Here is a 16,850-nt window from a genome sequence, read left to right as displayed (position 1 = left end):
CCGGTACGGGCCTCGACCGGGTGACACACCCCTCAGTGAGCGGCGCGGCTGTGCGCTCATCGTGGTCTCACGGTGGGGGGGGGGGGGAGACCACGATGAGCGCACGATCACGTCCGCAGTGGCTTCACCGGCGATGGTCGTGGTCAGGGCCCCTAGCCGGCGAGGACCTCCGCCAGGTCGTAGCGCACCGGGACCTCCAGCTGGTCGTAGGTGCAGCTTCGCGGCTCACGGTCGGGTCGCCAGCGGAGGAACTGGCCGGTGTGCCGCAGCCGGCGTCCCTCGAGCTGGTCGTACTTGATCTCCACGACCAGGTCGGGTCGCAGCGGCACCCAGGAGAGGTCCTTGCCGGCGTTCCAGCGGCTCTGCGCGCCCGGCATCCGGTGCTCCTCGCCGTTGTCGCCGTTGACGGTCTGCGCGTTGGCCCAGTCCTGCCACGGGTGCCCGTCGAGCGCCTCCTCCCGGTACGGAGCCAGCTCCTCGACCAGCTCGGCCCGCCGGGCCATCGGGAAGGACGCCGCGACGCCGATGTGCTGCAGGTCCCCGGTGGCGTCGTAGAGGCCGAGCAGCAGCGACCCGACGACCGGCCCGCTCTTGTGCCAGCGGAAGCCGGCGACCACGCAGTCGGCGGTGCGGGTGTGCTTGACCTTGGTCATCAGCCGCTGGTCGGGGCCGTAGAGCAGCTCGGCGGGCTTGGCGACGACGCCGTCCAATCCGGCGCCCTCGAACTCCTGGAACCAGCGCTGGGCGGTGTCGGCGTCCTGGGTGATCGCCGTGACGTGCACCGAGTCGGTGCCGGTGACCACCTCGCGCAGCCGCGCCTGGCGCTCCGCGAACGGCACCTCGAGCAGCGACTCGTCGCCCACCGCCAGCAGGTCGAAGGCGACGAAGGACGCCGGAGTCTGCTCGGCGAGGAGGGTGATGCGGGATGCCGCCGGGTGGATGCGCTGCAGCAGCGCCTCGAAGTGCAGCCGGTCACCGCGGGGGACGACGATCTCGCCGTCGACCACGCAGCGCTCCGGCAGCGCCGCCTTGACCGCCGCGACCACCTCGGGGAAGTAGCGGGTGAGCGGGCGCTCGTTGCGGCTGCCCAGCTCCACCTCGTCGCCGTCCCGGAAGACGATGCAGCGGAAGCCGTCCCACTTCGGCTCGTAGAACATGCCCTCGGCGGTGGGCACCTTGGTCACGGCCTTGGCCAGCATCGGCTTCACCGGCGGCAGCACGGGCAGGTCCATGCCGGCCAGTCAAGCAGCCGGCGCCGACGACGTCCTGCCGGTCGGTGTCACGGCCCTCCAGCCTCCTGCACGTCGACCACTCCGGGAACGGGGACGGTGCCGGAGAACTGGTTCCGCATCGCGTCCACGCCGACCTGCGGGTGCGCCCGGTCGACCAGGAACTGCCGCTGCTCGCGCTTGCGCGCCGTGTCCAGGCCCATCGTCTCGTCGCGGTCGCGCTTCAGGGCCTCGTCGCACTCGCCCTCGCGGTTGAACGACCACATGAGCGCCGGATCGCCGAGGGGGAGCCGGTCGCCGGGCTGCCCGCCGTGGCGGCCGGTGTGCCAGGTGTGCCACGTCTTGCCGTAGCTGTTCATCAGCTGTGCCAGGAACGCCTGCTCCGCCACGTCGGGCAGCCCGGGTGCGCACAGCTGTCCGGAGAGGATCTCGAAGTCGTGCGGATGCCAGTACGGCCGCTCGTCGTCGGGCAGGGTGCCGAACAGCCGCTCCGAGACCATGTACTCGATCCCGATGAGGTTCGCGTCCCGGGTGTTGCCGTCGAAGAGGACGCACTGCAGCAGGTCGTCGTTGACCACCCGGCAGTAGTGGTGGGCCTCCATCTGCATGTCCGGCCGGTCCTTGGCGCAGTGGAAGCCGACCACGTAGACGTCGAAGCCCTTCAGGGGCGTCGCCTCCTGCAGCAGGCGGGCGCCCTGCTCGAGCGCGGCCAGCCACGCGCCCTTCCCCTCGCCGGCCGGTGCGACCGGGCTGTGTCGTTCGCGGATCGCCGGGTTCATGCGCTCACTCCCCTCGTCGGGTGGTTCCGCTGCGGCTACCCCGCGGGAAGAAGCGGACACGTGAGGGCGTCGGCGGCCGAATAGACTAGCTGACATGACTACGTCGGTCGGGGTGCACGAGGCCAAGACGCACCTGTCGCGGCTGCTGGAGAAGGTGGCCGCCGGCGAGGAAATCGAGATCACCAACCGCGGGAAGGTGGTGGCCCGGCTGGTGGGGCCGGCGCGGCGGACGCCGAACTTCGACTTCGACCGCGGCAACGTCTGGATCGCCGACGACTTCGACGAGCCGCTACCCGAGGAGCTGCAGCGAGCGTTCGAGGGAGAGGAGTGAAGGTTCTCCTCGACACGCATGTCGCTGTGTGGGCAACTCACCAGTCCGTCCGGCTCGGCGCGAGCAGGGAGCTTCTCGTGGATGCCGACCAGCGGCTGCTGTCCGCGGTCTGCGTCTGGGAGCTGGCGATCAAGCAGCGCCTGGGCAAGCTGTCCGTGGGTCCCGACGTCCGGACCTGGACCCGACGGGTGACGAGCGAGCTTGCGCTGGACCACTTGGCCGTCACCGCGGAGCACGCCGCGGCGGTCGAGCACCTGCCCGACGTGCACCGCGACCCGTTCGACCGGCTCCTCGTCGCCCAGGCGGTCGCCGAGGGCGCGGTGCTCCTGACGGCGGACGACCGGCTCACCGGCTACGGGGACGTGGTCCGCCTGGTCGGCTGAGGACGGGGCCGCGGGTCCGGAGCCCTCAGCGGGCGGCGCAAGGCAGGTAACGGGCGAAGAGCATGCCGTCCTCCTCGAGCAGCTGGGTCAGCTGCAGCGGGACGACGTCGGCCAGCGGCTCCCGCAGCAGCGGGATCTCGCCGCTGCCCACCAGCGCCGGCGCGATGGAGAGGTCGAACTCGTCCAGCCCCGCCCGCAGCGTCGCGTGCAGCAACTGCGGGCCGCCTTCGCAGGTGACCTGTGCCAGACCTGCCCCGGCGAGCCGCGCACGGGCCAGCGGCAGGTCGACGTCGTCGTCCCCGCACACCAGCACCTCGACGCCGACCGCGGCGAGCGCGGCCCGACGGCCGGCGTCGGCGGACGCGCAGGTCACCAGGATCGTGCGCGAGGCCCCGCCGGTCGCCAGCTCGCTGGCCGGATCCAGCGAGGCCCGGCGGGAGACGACGGCGATCGGCGCGGTGGGCGGCCGGCCGATCGACATCCGCAGGCGCCCGAGCGGACTGTCCGCACGCATGGGCCGGTATCCCTCGGCGGCCGCCGTCCCGGCGCCGACCAGGACGACGTCGGCCAGCGCGCGCAGCACCCGGAACACCCGCAGGTCCCCGGGTGCCTGCAGACCCCTGCTGCGCCCCGCCACCGTGGTGGCGCCGTCGAGCGAGGCGAGGAAATTGACCCGCAGCCAGGACCCGGAGGGTGGCCGGTAGGCCTCGACGAGCGCGGCGTCGTCGAGATCGGCTGGCGGTCCGGGCAGCAGCCGCCGCACGTCAGGCGGTGGTGAGCACGACCGCGCTCTCGGCCGGCACCGTCACCGTCGGGCCCGCCAGCTCCGGCTCGTCGCCGGTCGCGAACAGGACGCCGGTCGCCTCCCGGTCCAGCGGTACCTCGCGCGGGGCGTGGGCGAGGTTGGCGACCACCCGCAGTGCGCCGCGGCGCACGACCAGCCAGCGCTGCTCGTCGTCCCAGCTGACCTCGACCCTCGACAGGTCGGGGTCGACCAGGTCCGGCTCGGCGTGCCGCAGCGCCAGCAGGGAACGGTGGACGGCGAGCAGCGTCCGGTGCGGCTCGCGCTCCGGCTCGCTCCAGTCCAGCTTCGACCGGGTGAAGGTCGCCGGGTCCTGCGGGTCGGGCACCTCGTCGGCGTCCCACCCGTGCTCGGCGAACTCGCCGATCCGGCCCTCGGCGGTCGCCTTGCCCAGCTCGGGCTCCGGATGGCTGGTGAAGAACTGCCAGGGCGTCGAGGCCCCCCACTCCTCGCCCATGAAGAGCATGGGCGTGAACGGGCTGGTCAGGACCAGGGTTGCGCCGACGGCGAGCAGACCGGGGGAGAGGGACGCCGAGATGCGGTCGCCCACCGCCCGGTTGCCGATCTGGTCGTGGTCCTGCAGGTAGCCGAGGAACTTCCAGCCGGGCAGCAGCGCGGTGTCGACCGGCCGGCCGTGGTGCCGGCGCCGGAAGCTCGACCACGCCCCGTCGTGGAAGAAGGCGCCGGTCAGCGTCTTGGCCAGCCCGGCCAGCCCGGCGGCGGCGAAGTCGCCGTAGTAGCCCTGCCCCTCCCCGGTGAGGACGGCGTGCAGCGCGTGGTGGAAGTCGTCGCTCCACTGCGCGTGGATCCCCGTGCCGCCGGCCACGCGGGGGGTGACCATCCGCGGGTCGTTGAGGTCGCTCTCCGCGATGAGCGTCAGCGGGCGGCCCACCGCGACGGAGAGCCGGTCGACCTCCTGGGCCATCTCCTCGAGCACGTGCGTGGCGCGCTCGTCGACCAGCGCGTGGACGGCGTCCAGCCGCAGCCCGTCGACGTGCATGTCGCGCAGCCACATCAGTGCGTTGTCGATGACGTAGCGCCGCACCTCGTCGGAGTCCGGGCCCGACAGGTTGACCGAGCTGCCCCAGGTGTTGGCGCCGCCCTCGCTGAAGATCGGCATGAACAGCGGCAGGTAGTTCCCCGACGGGCCGAGGTGGTTGTAGACGACGTCCTGGATGACGCCCAGGCCGCGCTGGTGGCAGGCGTCGACGAAGCGCTGGTAGCCCGCCGGGCCGCCGTACTGCTCCTGCACCGTGTACCAGAGGACGCCGTCGTAGCCCCAGTTGTGCGTGCCGTTGAAGCCGTTGACCGGCAGCAGCTCGACGAAGTCGACACCGAGGTCGACCAGGTGGTCGAGCTTCCCGATCGCGGCGTCCAGGGTGCCCTCGGAGGTGAAGGTGCCGACGTGCAGCTCGTAGACCACGCCACCGGCCAGCGGCCGCCCGGTCCACGCGCCGTCACCCCACGCGTAGGACGCCGGGTCGTAGCGACGGGAGAGCCCGTGCACGCCCTCGGGCTGGCGGCGCGAGCGCGGGTCCGGCCGGGGAGTGTCATCGTCGCCGAGCAGGAAGCCGTAGTCGGCCTCCGGGCCGGCCTCGACCTCGGCCCGCCACCAGCCGCCCGCCTCCCGGCGCATCTCGTGCACCGACCCGTCGACCTGCAGCCGGACCCGTTCCGGGACCGGCGCCCAGACGGCGAACTCGACGGCAGCGGACATGCAGAGGCCTCCAGAGGTCGGGCGGGATGTCCCGGGAGGTGATGCCCGCGGGAACGGCCGCCAACCACGCGATCACGGCGACCGGCGTCGCATCCGGTGGCCGGAGCGCGTGCGGAGGAGCCGGCCACCGGCAGCCGGGGAAAGGGCTCCCCCGGCTGCCGTGCGGAACTCAGGGCAGCCGCAGCACCTGGCCGACGTAGATCCGGTCAGGGTTGCTGATCTGCTCGTCGTTGGCCGCGTACAGCGCCCGCCAGCCGCCCGCGACGCCGTGCTCCCGGGCGATCTCCGACAGCGTGTCTCCGGACCGGACGGTGTGGGTCGCCCCACCGGCGGCCTCGGCGACCGGGGCCGGAGCGGGTGCCGGAGCCGGAGCAGGTGCCGGAGCCGGAGCAGGTGCCGGAGCCGGAGCCGGAGCAGGTGCCGCGGCCGGGGCCGAGCCCCACACGGGGGCGTCCGGGTCCAGGCTCCTGCCGCAGTTCGGCCAGGCGCCCGGGCCTTGGCCGTCGAGCGTGCGCTCGGCGACGGCGATCTGCTCGGCCTTGCTGGCCAGGTGGGCGTTGGGCGCGTACTCGTGCCCACCGAAGGCGGCCCAGGTGCTGGGGCTGAACTGCAGGCCGCCGTAGTAGCCGTTGCCGGTGTTGATGCTCCAGTTGCCGCTGGACTCGCACTGGGCGACGGCGTCCCAGTCGTTCGGCGTGGCCGCCGATGCCGGGGCGGCGAGAACCCCGAGCGAGGCGGCCGCGGCGCCGGCGGTGAGGGCGGTCCTCCGGGCCAGTCGCCTCGCGCGCTGGGCCTTCGCGGCGCGGTGGCCGCCGATGGGGGACGTGGACGTGGACGAGCGCATGGGTACTCCCGATCCGCCGCCTGTGGGGTGAGCTGTCGGGTTCGGGGCGATCGGTGCCCCGGCCGTGCGCACACGGCTTCACCCCGAGGCGCCCGGCGGGACCGGCCGGGCACCGAGGTGGGTCCCCCACCCCCGTCCTGGCTGTGCAGGAGGTACGGAGGCCGACGGACGGGGTTCGGCGGATCGGCTCCGGCACCCGGTCTCGGACGGGGGTGCCGGGTCAAGGTAACGGGCAGGTCACGACGAGGCATCTCCCGTCCCGGGAGGCAACCCGGGTGACACGGGAGGCCGCCGGAACCGGGTCGGGCGGAACCGCTGGTCACGTCCCCGCGGGATCGGCGCACCCGCGGGAACGTGACGTGCATCTCACTTCGGCTCCCTGCAGGGTCCCGCCGCGAGCTTGCGAGTGGTGGAGGGCAGGGAGTCCTTCTTCAGTTCCGGACGAGCAGCGCGACCGGGAGCCGCTCGAGCACCGGGGCGAGCGGCAGACCGGCGGCATCGGAGACGTAGCGACCGCCGGTGAGCAGGTCCTGCCACGAGCCGTTGGGCAGTGGCAGCGCGGTGTCGCCCCACCCGCCGGCGCCGGCGAGCCCGACCGGCAGCCGGGTGGCCACCGTCACCGCGCCGCCCTGCTCACCGGACCCCCGGTCGTAGGCGACCACGTGGCCCGCCGCCGACCCGGTCGCCGTCACCGGCTCGTACCCGGCGAACCACTCCGGGTGCTCGCGACGGGCCCGCAGCGTGCGGGACACCACCAGCAGCTTGGCCGCACCGGTCTCGTCGACCGTCGGCACCTCACCGGCCTCCAGCTGCGCCAGCAGCCGGCGGCGCAGCGCGTAGTCCACCGGGCGGCGGTTGTCCGGGTCGACGAGGGATAGGTCCCACAGCTCGGTGCCCTGGTAGACGTCGGGGACGCCGGGCATCGTCAGTTGCAGCAGCTTCTGCGACAGCGAGTTGGACCGGCCGGACGGCGCGATCCGGGCGACGAACCGCTCGATCGCCGCGTTCGTCCGCGCGTCGTCGAACGCGGCGTCGACGAGCGCGTGCAGCCGGGCCTCGAACTCCTCGTCGACGTCGGTCCAGGTCGTCGACGTCCCCGCCTCGCGGGCCGCCTTCTCCGCGTACCCGTGCGCCCGCTCGCGGGACAGCGGCCAGGCGCCGACCAGGTTCTGCCAGACGAGGTGGGCCATCGGCGGGTCGCCCAGCGGGTGCCGGTCGAGCAGCTCGCGCACCAGCTGCGCCCACTCGGTGGGCAGCTCGGCGAGCACCGCCAGCCGGGCCCGCACGTCCTCGCTGCGCTTGGTGTCGTGCGTGGTCAGCGCCGTCATCGACTCCGGCTTGCGCTCCACCCGGCGCCGCTGCGCCTCGTGGAACTCGTCGACGGTGACACCGAACCGGGCCGGATCGCCGCCGACCTCGTTGAGCGCCACGAACCGCGCCCACCGGTAGTAGGCGCTGTCCTCCACACCCTTGGCCATGACCGGGCCGCTGGTCTGCTCGAAGCGGGTCGCCGCCTCGGTGCCGGCCTGCGACAGCACCGGGTGCAGCGCGTCCAGGGCGGCGGTGAGGTCGGGACGGCGCTCCCGGACGGCGGCCACGGTGGCGTCCAGGTGCTCCCGGCCGTCGGGCAGGTAGGTGCGGTAGACCGGGAAGCTCGCGAGCAGCTCGGCCAGCGCCTCCTCCTGCGTCCCGGTGTCGACTGCGGCAATGCCCGCCCCCCCGAGCTCACCGATGACCCGCACCAGCCGGGCCACCTCCGAACCGAGGATCCCGTCGGTCACCTCGCGCTTGCAGGCGCGCACCAGCTCGGCGTAGTCGACCGGCCGGCCGGACAGCTCGGTGTCGAGCGCGGTGAGGGCCGCCTCGCCGGCCGGGTCGACCAGGACGTCGTCGACCTCGGCGAGCGCGTCGTAGCCCGTCGTCCCCGCGGTCGCCCAGCTCTCCGGCAGGTCCTCCCCGGGCTCGAGGATCTTCTCCACCACGGTCCACCGGCCGCCGGAGGCTTCGGCCAGCCGGTCGAGGTAGCCCTTGGGGTCGGCCAGACCGTCCGGGTGGTCGATCCGCAGCCCGTCGACCGCGCCGTCCTCGACGAGCCGCAGCACCAGGTCATGGGTGGCGCGGAAGACCTCCGGGTCCTCCGCCCGCAGCCCGGCCAGGGTGTTGATCGCGAAGAACCGCCGGTAGTTGAGGTCGCGGTCGGCCCGCCGCCAGTCGACCAGCTCGTAGTGCTGCCGGTCGTGCACCTCCTGCGGCGTCCCCTCTTCGGTGCCCGGTGCGATGGGGAAGCGGTTGTCGTAGTACCGCAGCTCGCCGTCCACCAGCTCGAGCTTCTCGACGTCGTCCGCGGAGCCCAGGACGGGGATGCGCACCCGGCCGTCGCCGAACTCCCAGTCGATGTCGAACGCCGCGGCGTGGGCGCTGTCCCGCCCGTGCTGCAGCACGTCCCACCACCAGGGCGCCTCGGCCGGGTCGGCGACCCCCATGTGGTTGGGCACCAGGTCGAGCACCAGGCCCAGCCCGTGCTCGTGCAGCGCCGCGACCAGCCGGTCGAACCCGGCCTGCCCGCCCCGCGACTCGTCGATGTGCGCGTGGTCGACGGTGTCGTAGCCGTGCGTGCTCCCCGACGCCGACCGCAGCAGGGGCGAGGCGTAGGCGTGGCTGACCCCGAGGTCGGCCAGGTAGCCGGCCACGGCGGCGGCGTCGTCCAGGGAGAAGTCGGCGCTGACCTGCAGCCGGTAGGTCGCGGTGGGGACGTCGCGACGGCGGGCTCGCCCGTCGCTCTGCGGCTCACCCGTCCCCTCGTCCCCGCGCCCCGTGGACCCGGTCGTCGACCCGTCCTCGGTCCCCGTGGTCCCGCTCACGCTCACGACCGGCCCGCTCATGAACGACGGGGCGCGCTGAGCACGACCATGGAGCGGTCCTGCAGCGTGATGGTCTCGCCCGGCTTGAGCTCCCGCGGCTCCACCTCGTCCATCTCCGCGGTGTCCAGGACGACGGTCCAGGCCCCGGCGTACTCCTCCGAAGGCAGGGTGAAGTCGATCGGCTCGTGGTGGGCGTTGAAGGCCAGGTAGAAGTGGTCGTCGACGACCGCCTCACCGCGCTCGTCGGTGGACCGGATGCCGTGCCCGTTGAGGTACATGGCGATCGACTTGGCGTAGCCGGCGTCCCAGTCGTCCTCGGTCATCAGCTCGCCGCCGGGGGTCAACCAGGCGACGTCCTGCACCGGGTCGCCCTCTCCCCGGCGCACCGGCCGGCCGTGGAAGAACCGGCGACGGCGGAACGTCGGGTGCTCGGTGCGGACCCGGGTCACCAGCCTGGTGAACTCGAGCAGCCCCTCGTCGACCTCGTCCCAGTGGATCCAGGTCAGCGGGGAGTCCTGGCAGTAGCCGTTGTTGTTGCCCTGCTGCGTGCGGCCGAGCTCGTCGCCGTGCAGCAGCATCGGCACGCCCTGGCTGAGCATCAGGGTGGCCAGGAAGTTGCGCCGCTGCCGGGCGCGCAGGGTGATCACCTTCTCGTCGGCGGTGTCGCCCTCGACCCCGCAGTTCCAGCTGCGGTTGTGGCTCTCGCCGTCGTTGTTGCCCTCGCCGTTGGCCTCGTTGTGCTTCTCGTTGTAGGAGACCAGGTCGGTGAGGGTGAACCCGTCGTGCGCGGTGACGAAGTTGATGCTGGCCACCGGGCGCCGGCCGGAGTGCTGGTAGAGGTCGGCCGAGCCGGTGAGCCGGCTGGCGAACTCGCCGATGGTCGAGGGCTCGCCGCGCCAGAAGTCGCGGACGGTGTCTCGGTACTTGCCGTTCCACTCGGTCCACAGGGCGGGGAAGTTGCCCACCTGGTAGCCGCCCTCGCCGACGTCCCACGGCTCGGCGATCAGCTTCACCTGGCTGACCACGGGGTCCTGGTGCACCAGGTCGAAGAAGGCCGACAGCCGGTCGACGGAGTGCAGCTCGCGGGCCAGCGTCGAGGCCAGGTCGAAGCGGAAGCCGTCGACGTGCATCTCGGTGACCCAGTAGCGCAGCGAGTCCATGATCAGCTGCAGCGCCTGCGGGGTCCGGGCGTTGAGCGAGTTCCCGGTGCCCGTGTAGTCCATGTAGTACTGCGGGTCGTCGTCGACCAGCCGGTAGTAGGCGCGGTTGTCGATGCCCTTGAACGACAGCGTGGGGCCCAGGTGGTTGCCCTCGGCGGTGTGGTTGTAGACCACGTCGAGGATGACCTCGATCCCCGCCTCGTGCAGGGTGCGCACCATCCCCTTGAACTCGGTCACCTGCATGCCGTTGTCGGTGTTGCTCGCGTACTCGTCGTGGGGGGCGAAGAAGCCGATCGTGTTGTAGCCCCAGTAGTTGCGCAGGCCCTTCTGCTGCAGGGTGTCGTCCTGCACGAACTGGTGCACGGGCATGAGCTCGATGGCGGTGACGCCGAGGTCCTGGAGGTGCTGGACGACCGCCGGGTGGGCGATGCCGGCGTAGGTGCCGCGCAGCTCCTCCGGGACGTCGGGGTGGGTCATCGTCAGGCCCTTGACGTGGGCCTCGTAGATGACGGTCTTGTGGTACGGCGTCCGCGGTGGGCGGTCGACGCCCCAGTCGAAGTAGGGGTTGACGACGACGGACTTCGGCATGTGCGCGGCGGAGTCCTCGTCGTTGCGCTCACCGCTGTCGAAGTCGTAGCCGAACACCGACGGATCCCAGTCGATCTGGCCGTCGATCGCCTTGGCGTACGGGTCGAGCAGCAGCTTGTTCGGGTTGCAGCGCAGGCCTTGGGACGGGTCGTAGGGGCCGTGCACCCGGTAGCCGTAGCGCTGGCCGGGCTGGATTCCGGGCAGGAAGGCGTGCCAGACGTAGCCGTCCATCTCGGGGAGCCGGATGCGTTCCTCGTTGCCGTCGGCGTCGAACAGGCAGAGTTCGACCTTCTCGGCCACCTCGCTGAAGATGGCGAAATTCGTGCCGGTGCCGTCGAACGTGGCGCCGAGGGGGTAGGCGGTACCAGGCCACACCTGGGTCATGAACGGGGTCCTCCTGTGCTGGCGCCCCCGGAACGGGGGCCGGTGGCCTCCCCGCCATGGGGCTCGGTGGGGAGGTCGGTGCGCGGGGTCTTCCGGCCTCTCGTGCCCGCGCGCGTCGCGGTCCAACCCTCCGCAGGCCACGGGTGCCGGAGACGTCCCTCACCGCATCCTGCCGGGGACGACGACGCCCCCCGCGGAGGGTTCCGCGGGGGGCGTCGTGCGCAGGTCCGGCCGGGGCAGCGACGCCGGGTCCGACCTCGTCCGGGGCTCGAGACCCCGGGTGGCGCTGGTCCTCGGCGGTGACCGCTCCTGCGACCGGGGACGCTAGGCGCGGACCCCACCACGTGCAAGCACCGTCCGCCAGCCCGGCGGTCCCGCCCGTCCCGCGAGTGCACGGGCGGCCCACGGGCGCCGTCCCGTCACAGGTGCCGTCCTGTCACCGGTGGGTCGTACCGTCGTCCCCGTGCGCGCCACCACCGACATCGTCCCCACCCAGGGGCGTTTCCGCGTCGTCAGCGAGTTCCAGCCCTCGGGCGACCAGCCGGCCGCGATCCAGGCGCTGGCCGAGCGAGTCGACGGTGGCGACCGGGACGTCGTCCTGCTGGGTGCCACCGGTACCGGCAAGTCGGCCACGACCGCCTGGCTGATCGAGCAGGTGCAGCGGCCGACGCTGGTGATGGCGCCGAACAAGACCCTGGCCGCACAGCTGGCCAACGAGTTCCGTGAGCTGCTGCCGGACAACGCCGTCGAGTACTTCGTCTCCTACTACGACTACTACCAGCCCGAGGCCTACGTCCCGCAGACCGACACCTACATCGAGAAGGACTCCTCGATCAACGAGGAGGTCGAACGGCTGCGGCACTCGGCGACGATGAGCCTGCTCACCCGCCGGGACGTCGTCGTGGTGGCCACGGTCTCCTGCATCTACGGCCTGGGCACCCCCCAGGAGTACGTCGACCGGGCGCTGCGCATCCGGGTGGGCGAGGAGCGCGACCGCGACGAGCTGCTGCGCACCCTGGTCACCGAGCAGTACACCCGCAACGACCTCTCGTTCACCCGCGGCACCTTCCGGGTCCGGGGCGACACGATCGAGGTCTTCCCGGTCTACGAGGAGCTCGCGGTCCGGATGGAGATGTTCGGCGACGAGGTCGAGCGGCTCTACTACCTGCACCCGCTCACCGGCGAGGTGATCCGCGAGGTCGACGAGCTGTTCGTCTTCCCGGCCACCCACTACGTCGCCGGCCCGGAGCGCATGGAGCGGGCGATCTCGGGCATCGAGGCCGAGCTCGAGCAGCGGCTGGCCGAGCTGGAGCGGCAGGGCAGGCTGCTGGAGGCCCAGCGGCTGCGCATGCGCACCACCTACGACATCGAGATGATGCGCCAGGTCGGCTTCTGCTCCGGCATCGAGAACTACTCGCGGCACATCGACGGCCGCTCGCCCGGCACCGCCGGCTCGTGCCTGCTCGACTACTTCCCCGACGACTTCCTGCTGGTCGTCGACGAGTCGCACGTGACCGTGCCGCAGATCGGCGGCATGTACGAGGGCGACATGAGCCGCAAGCGCACCCTCGTGGAGCACGGCTTCCGGCTGCCCTCGGCGATGGACAACCGCCCGCTGAAGTGGGAGGAGTTCACCGACCGGATCGGCCAGACGGTGTACCTGTCCGCCACGCCGGGGGACTACGAGCTGGGTCGTACCGGCGGCGAGGTCGTCGAGCAGGTGATCCGCCCGACGGGCCTGGTCGACCCGGAGGTCGTGGTCAAGCCGACCAAGGGCCAGATCGACGACCTCGTGCACGAGATCCGGCTGCGCACCGAGAAGGACGAGCGGGTGCTGGTCACCACGCTGACCAAGAAGATGGCCGAGGACCTCACCGACTACCTGCTCGAGCTGGGCATCAAGGTGCGGTACCTGCACTCGGAGGTCGACACGCTGCGCCGGGTGGAGCTGCTCCGCGAGCTCCGGCAGGGCGAGTACGACGTCCTGGTCGGCATCAACCTGCTGCGCGAGGGGCTGGACCTGCCCGAGGTGTCACTGGTCGCCATCCTCGACGCCGACAAGGAGGGTTTCCTCCGGTCCGGCAAGTCGCTGATCCAGACGATCGGCCGGGCGGCGCGCAACGTGTCCGGCCAGGTGCACATGTACGCCGACACGGTCACCCCGTCGATGGCGCAGGCGATCGAGGAGACCAACCGGCGGCGGGAGAAGCAGATCGCCTACAACCGCGAGCGCGGCATCGACCCGCAGCCGCTGCGCAAGAAGATCGTCGACATCCTCGACGGCATCTACCGTGCGGCGGAGGACGCCGAGAGCGTCGAGCTGGTCGGCGGCTCCGGCCGGCAGCAGTCCCGCGGCAAGGCACCGGTTCCGGGGCTGTCGTCGAAGAAGGCCGGCTCTGTGGCCCAGGGCAAGGCCGGCGGGATCGACGTGCAGGGGCTGCCGCGCAACGAGCTGGCCGACCTCATCACCCAGATGAACGACCAGATGCTGGCCGCTGCACGGGAGCTGCAGTTCGAGGTGGCCGCCCGGCTGCGCGACGAGCTCACCGAGCTGAAGAAGGAGCTGCGGCAGCTCGACGCCGCGCACGCCTGACAGACGACCTGGCCCCCTTGCAGGGTCCCGGCGCGAGCGTGCGAGCGGTGGGGGGCAAGGGGGTCCTTGCGCCACCCTTCGCAGGCTCAGGGCGGGGCCCGGGACGGGGCCGACGGCGCCCTGGAGGGGGCCGCCCGTCCCGGCGGCCTGCCGCCCGTGCTCGCGGTGCGCCCACCGGCCTGGGCGCCTCGGCGGGATGAGAATCCCCTCATCCGGGAACACCGTGCTTCGCATCAGCGTCTCTGGGGAAAGCAACCGCGTGATGGCGGCTCCCGCAGTCGGGGGCTGGCGTCCGCGGTTCTTCGTGGAGGGGAGTATCCCCACGCGGCGGTGTCGTCAGTACGGGGTCCCCATGGACCCCCGGCGCCGTCGGCCACCTCAGAGGGAGGCGGCGGGAGAGACCTCAGGTCTGGCATCGCGGCGCCTCGCGTGCCGCCGAGTCACCGGAGGTTCTGCCTTGGACGTCCCGTTCTGGGTGTGGGCGGTCACGATCGCCGCGATCGTCGGCATGCTCGTGTTCGACTTCGTCGGCCACGTGCGCACCCCGCACGCGCCGTCGCTGCGCGAGTCGGCCATCTGGTCGGCGGTCTACATCGGCATCGCCGTCCTCTTCGGCCTGCTGGTGCTCTGGTTCGCCGGGGGACAGTACGGCGGCGAGTACTTCGCCGGCTACATCACCGAGAAGAGCCTCTCGGTGGACAACCTCTTCGTCTTCGTCCTGATCATGGCCAGCTTCGCGGTGCCCCGGGAACTCCAGCAGAAGGTGCTGCTGTTCGGCATCGCCTTCGCCCTGGTTCTCCGGACGGTGTTCATCTTCGTCGGCGCCGCCGCCATCGAGCAGTTCAGCTGGATCTTCTACATCTTCGGCGGCTTCCTCATCTGGACCGCCTGGGCGCAGGCCCGCAGCGGCGGCCACTCGCACGACGAGGAGTTCAAGGAGAACAGCGTCCTCCGGCTGACCCGCCGCGTGGTGCCGACCACCGAGGAGTACCACTCCGACAAGATGGTCGTGAAGTTGCAGGACAAGCGGCACATCACGCCGCTGGCGATCGCCCTCGTCGCCATCGCCAGCGCCGACATCCTGTTCGCCGTCGACTCGATCCCGGCGATCTTCGGTCTGACCCAGGAGACCTACCTGGTCTTCACCGCGAACGCGTTCGCGCTGCTGGGCCTGCGACAGCTGTTCTTCCTCATCGACGGCCTGCTCGACCGGCTCGTCTACCTGTCCTACGGCCTCGCGGTCATCCTCGGCTTCATCGGCGTGAAACTGCTCATCCACGCGCTGCACGAGAACGAGGTGCCGTTCATCAACGGCGGCGAGCCGGTCGAGATCATCCCGGAGGTCCCGACCTGGCTGTCCCTCGTGGTCATCCTGGTGACCCTGCTGGTGACGACGGTGGCCAGCCTGGCCAAGATCCGCCGCGACCGGGCCCACGGCGCCCAGTCGCCCACCGGCGCCGGCGACAAGGCCGCCGGCCGCGAGGGGCTCATCGCGCAGGGCCCCGGCGACCACGACCCGCACGCCACCGGCCCGGACGAGGCCCCGCCGTCCCCGCACGACGCCCCGGTCGCCGACGCCCACCACCACGCGCCCAGCGGGTCCCCCCGCCGGCGCGGCTGACCTCCCGACCGGCCGGGCGCCGGGCCCGCCCTCGTGGGGGCGGGCCCGGCGCGCGGCTGAGCGGCCCGCGATCGGACTGTGACGAAGAGCGGTCCGGCTGTGCGGGATGGCGGACGACGGACACCGGGAGCCGCCCCGTAGAGTCGTCGCCCGTGGAGCTTCCGGTCTGGTTCGAGGTCGCGACGTTCGTGGGGCTCACGGCTCTGCTGCTCGCCGACCTCGCCCTCGTCGCCCGCCGCCCGCACGAACCCTCCTTCAAGGAGGCGAGTGTGTGGGTCAGCTTCTACGTGGCGTTGGCGCTGCTCTTCGGAGTGGTCCTGCTCATCGTCACCAACGGCAGGTACGCGACGGAGTTCTACGCCGGCTGGCTCACCGAGTACTCGCTCTCGGTGGACAACCTCTTCGTCTTCGTGATCATCATGGCCCGCTTCCGGGTGCCGCGGCACCTGCAGCAGGAGGTCCTGATGGTCGGGATCATCATCGCGCTGGTGCTGCGCGGCGTCTTCATCCTGGCCGGCGCCGCGCTGATCTCCCGCTTCACCTGGGTGTTTTACTTCTTCGGCATCTTCCTCGTGTACACGGCCATCAACCTGGTCCGGCACCGCAACGAGGACGAGGACTACGAGGAGAACGCGCTCGTCCGGCGGATGCGCCGGGTGCTGCCCATGACCTCGGACTTCCAGGGCAGCAAGATCCGCGTGGTCGAGGGCGGCCGGAAGCTCTGGACGCCGATGATCATCGTCTTCCTCGCCCTGGGGACGACGGACCTGATCTTCGCCCTCGACAGCATCCCGGCGATCTTCGGACTCACCCGCGAGCCGTTCATCGTCTTCACCGCGAACGTCTTCGCGCTCATGGGGCTGCGACAGCTGTACTTCCTGCTGGGCGGCCTGCTCAAGCGGCTGGTGTACCTCTCGCTCGGCCTCGCCGTGATCCTCGCCTTCATCGGCGTCAAGCTGGTCCTCGAGGCGCTGCACGAGAACACGCTGCCGTTCATCAACAACGGCGAGCACATCGACGCCGTCCCGACCATCCCGATCTGGCTGTCGCTGACCATCATCATCGGCGTCCTCGTGATCGCCACGGTCGCCAGCCTGCTCAAGACGCGCGGCCAGGTGGCCGAGCCCGCACCCACGGACCCGGAGGTCGCCGAGCAGGTGCGCTCCACCGGCCCGGAGGCGCTGGCCGAGGCCGAGCACCGGGCCGAGGAGCTCCGGGCGCAGCGTGACGAGGTCGAAGAGGACACCCGCCACCGCTGACCGCTTCCCGTCGTGCGCCCTGATGACCTGGCGCTGCTGCGCACGCCGGGCGTCCCGGCGGTGTCCCCGGACGGCCGCATGGCCGTCGTCGCCGTCACCCGGGCCGACCTGGACGCGGACGCCGACGGCAGCCGGCTGTGGGCGGTGCCGACCGACGGCTCGGCACCGGCCCGCCCGCTGACCTCCGGGACGCGGGACACCGCCCCGGCGTTCTCCCCGGACGGCCGCTGGCTGGCCTACCTGGGCGCCGAGCCGGGCCGGCCGCCGCAGCTGCACCTGCTGCCCACGGCCGGCGGTGC

The 16,850-nt window shown here is 72.0% G+C and carries 12 protein-coding genes, 1 pseudogene and 1 riboswitch; of the genes and pseudogenes, 6 read left to right on the top strand and 7 right to left on the bottom strand.

Annotated elements, in window-relative coordinates:
- Positions 1–152 precede the first annotated feature (152 nt).
- On the bottom strand, positions 153–1,232 hold the full coding sequence (locus tag E4P41_RS09985) for an ATP-dependent DNA ligase (RefSeq protein ID WP_135141076.1): 1,080 nt from the start codon (positions 1,230–1,232) through the stop codon (positions 153–155).
- Between the two features lie 47 nt (positions 1,233–1,279).
- A complete protein-coding gene (locus tag E4P41_RS09980) occupies positions 1,280–2,008 on the bottom strand; it encodes an OBAP family protein (RefSeq protein WP_135141074.1) in 729 nt (242 codons plus the stop codon).
- Positions 2,009–2,102: 94 nt separating this feature from the next.
- Between E4P41_RS09980 and E4P41_RS09975 the strand changes: the two genes are divergently transcribed.
- Both E4P41_RS09975 and E4P41_RS09970 read left to right on the top strand, forming a co-directional pair.
- Positions 2,103–2,339, top strand: a complete 237-nt coding sequence (locus E4P41_RS09975) for a type II toxin-antitoxin system Phd/YefM family antitoxin (RefSeq protein ID WP_135141072.1) — start codon at positions 2,103–2,105, stop codon at positions 2,337–2,339.
- Positions 2,336–2,722, top strand: a complete 387-nt coding sequence (locus tag E4P41_RS09970) for a type II toxin-antitoxin system VapC family toxin (protein ID WP_135141070.1) — start codon at positions 2,336–2,338, stop codon at positions 2,720–2,722. Before E4P41_RS09975 ends, E4P41_RS09970 begins: the two co-directional genes overlap by 4 nt.
- A gap of 25 nt (positions 2,723–2,747) precedes the next feature.
- On the opposite strand, the gene E4P41_RS09965 is transcribed toward E4P41_RS09970, so the two are convergent.
- From E4P41_RS09965 to glgX, 5 genes are all read right to left on the bottom strand, one after another.
- Complete coding sequence (locus E4P41_RS09965) at positions 2,748–3,485, bottom strand: dihydrofolate reductase family protein (RefSeq protein ID WP_135141068.1); 738 nt, start codon at positions 3,483–3,485, stop codon at positions 2,748–2,750.
- 1 nt (position 3,486) lies between these two features.
- Positions 3,487–5,241 carry a malto-oligosyltrehalose trehalohydrolase gene (gene treZ, locus E4P41_RS09960; RefSeq protein ID WP_135141066.1) on the bottom strand — a complete coding sequence of 585 codons (1,755 nt, stop codon included), beginning with the start codon at positions 5,239–5,241 and terminating at the stop codon, positions 3,487–3,489.
- Between the two features lie 169 nt (positions 5,242–5,410).
- Positions 5,411–6,085, bottom strand: coding sequence for a transglycosylase family protein (locus E4P41_RS23620; protein ID WP_135141064.1), 675 nt, complete (start codon positions 6,083–6,085; stop codon positions 5,411–5,413).
- A gap of 2 nt (positions 6,086–6,087) precedes the next feature.
- Positions 6,088–6,276: riboswitch (cyclic di-AMP (ydaO/yuaA leader) on the bottom strand.
- Between the two features lie 240 nt (positions 6,277–6,516).
- Positions 6,517–8,946, bottom strand: coding sequence for a malto-oligosyltrehalose synthase (gene treY, locus E4P41_RS09950; RefSeq protein WP_245177235.1), 2,430 nt, complete (start codon positions 8,944–8,946; stop codon positions 6,517–6,519).
- A 17-nt stretch (positions 8,947–8,963) separates the two neighbouring features.
- Positions 8,964–11,078: a glycogen debranching protein GlgX gene (glgX, locus tag E4P41_RS09945; RefSeq protein WP_135141060.1), complete on the bottom strand. Its 2,115-nt coding sequence runs from the start codon at positions 11,076–11,078 to the stop codon at positions 8,964–8,966.
- A gap of 463 nt (positions 11,079–11,541) precedes the next feature.
- On the opposite strand from glgX, the gene uvrB reads away from it, so the two are divergent.
- From uvrB to E4P41_RS09925, 4 genes and pseudogenes are all read left to right on the top strand, one after another.
- Positions 11,542–13,671, top strand: coding sequence for an excinuclease ABC subunit UvrB (gene uvrB, locus E4P41_RS09940; protein ID WP_135141058.1), 2,130 nt, complete (start codon positions 11,542–11,544; stop codon positions 13,669–13,671).
- Between the two features lie 457 nt (positions 13,672–14,128).
- On the top strand, positions 14,129–15,292 hold the full coding sequence (locus E4P41_RS09935) for a TerC family protein (RefSeq protein WP_135141056.1): 1,164 nt from the start codon (positions 14,129–14,131) through the stop codon (positions 15,290–15,292).
- A gap of 152 nt (positions 15,293–15,444) precedes the next feature.
- Complete coding sequence (locus E4P41_RS09930; protein ID WP_135141054.1) at positions 15,445–16,551, top strand: TerC family protein; 1,107 nt, start codon at positions 15,445–15,447, stop codon at positions 16,549–16,551.
- A gap of 12 nt (positions 16,552–16,563) precedes the next feature.
- Positions 16,564–16,850 (top strand): annotated as a pseudogene (locus tag E4P41_RS09925) (PD40 domain-containing protein); the annotation flags it as partial.

The organism is Geodermatophilus sp. DF01-2 (assembly GCF_004571065.1).
In the GTDB taxonomy this organism is placed as follows: domain Bacteria; phylum Actinomycetota; class Actinomycetes; order Mycobacteriales; family Geodermatophilaceae; genus Geodermatophilus.
Note: the sequence above shows the minus strand (reverse complement) of the source record. Positions and strands in the feature narration are given on the sequence as shown.

Excerpts from the sequence above, each read along its gene's own strand:
- E4P41_RS09985 (WP_135141076.1), bottom strand. The coding sequence starts at position 1,232 with ATGGACCTGCCCGTGCTGCCGCCGGTGAAGCCGATGCTGGCCAAGGCC.
- E4P41_RS09980 (WP_135141074.1), bottom strand. The coding sequence starts at position 2,008 with ATGAACCCGGCGATCCGCGAACGACACAGCCCGGTCGCACCGGCCGGC.
- E4P41_RS09975 (WP_135141072.1), top strand. The coding sequence starts at position 2,103 with ATGACTACGTCGGTCGGGGTGCACGAGGCCAAGACGCACCTGTCGCGG.
- treZ (WP_135141066.1), bottom strand. The coding sequence starts at position 5,241 with ATGTCCGCTGCCGTCGAGTTCGCCGTCTGGGCGCCGGTCCCGGAACGG.
- E4P41_RS23620 (WP_135141064.1), bottom strand. The coding sequence starts at position 6,085 with ATGCGCTCGTCCACGTCCACGTCCCCCATCGGCGGCCACCGCGCCGCG.
- glgX (WP_135141060.1), bottom strand. The coding sequence starts at position 11,078 with ATGACCCAGGTGTGGCCTGGTACCGCCTACCCCCTCGGCGCCACGTTC.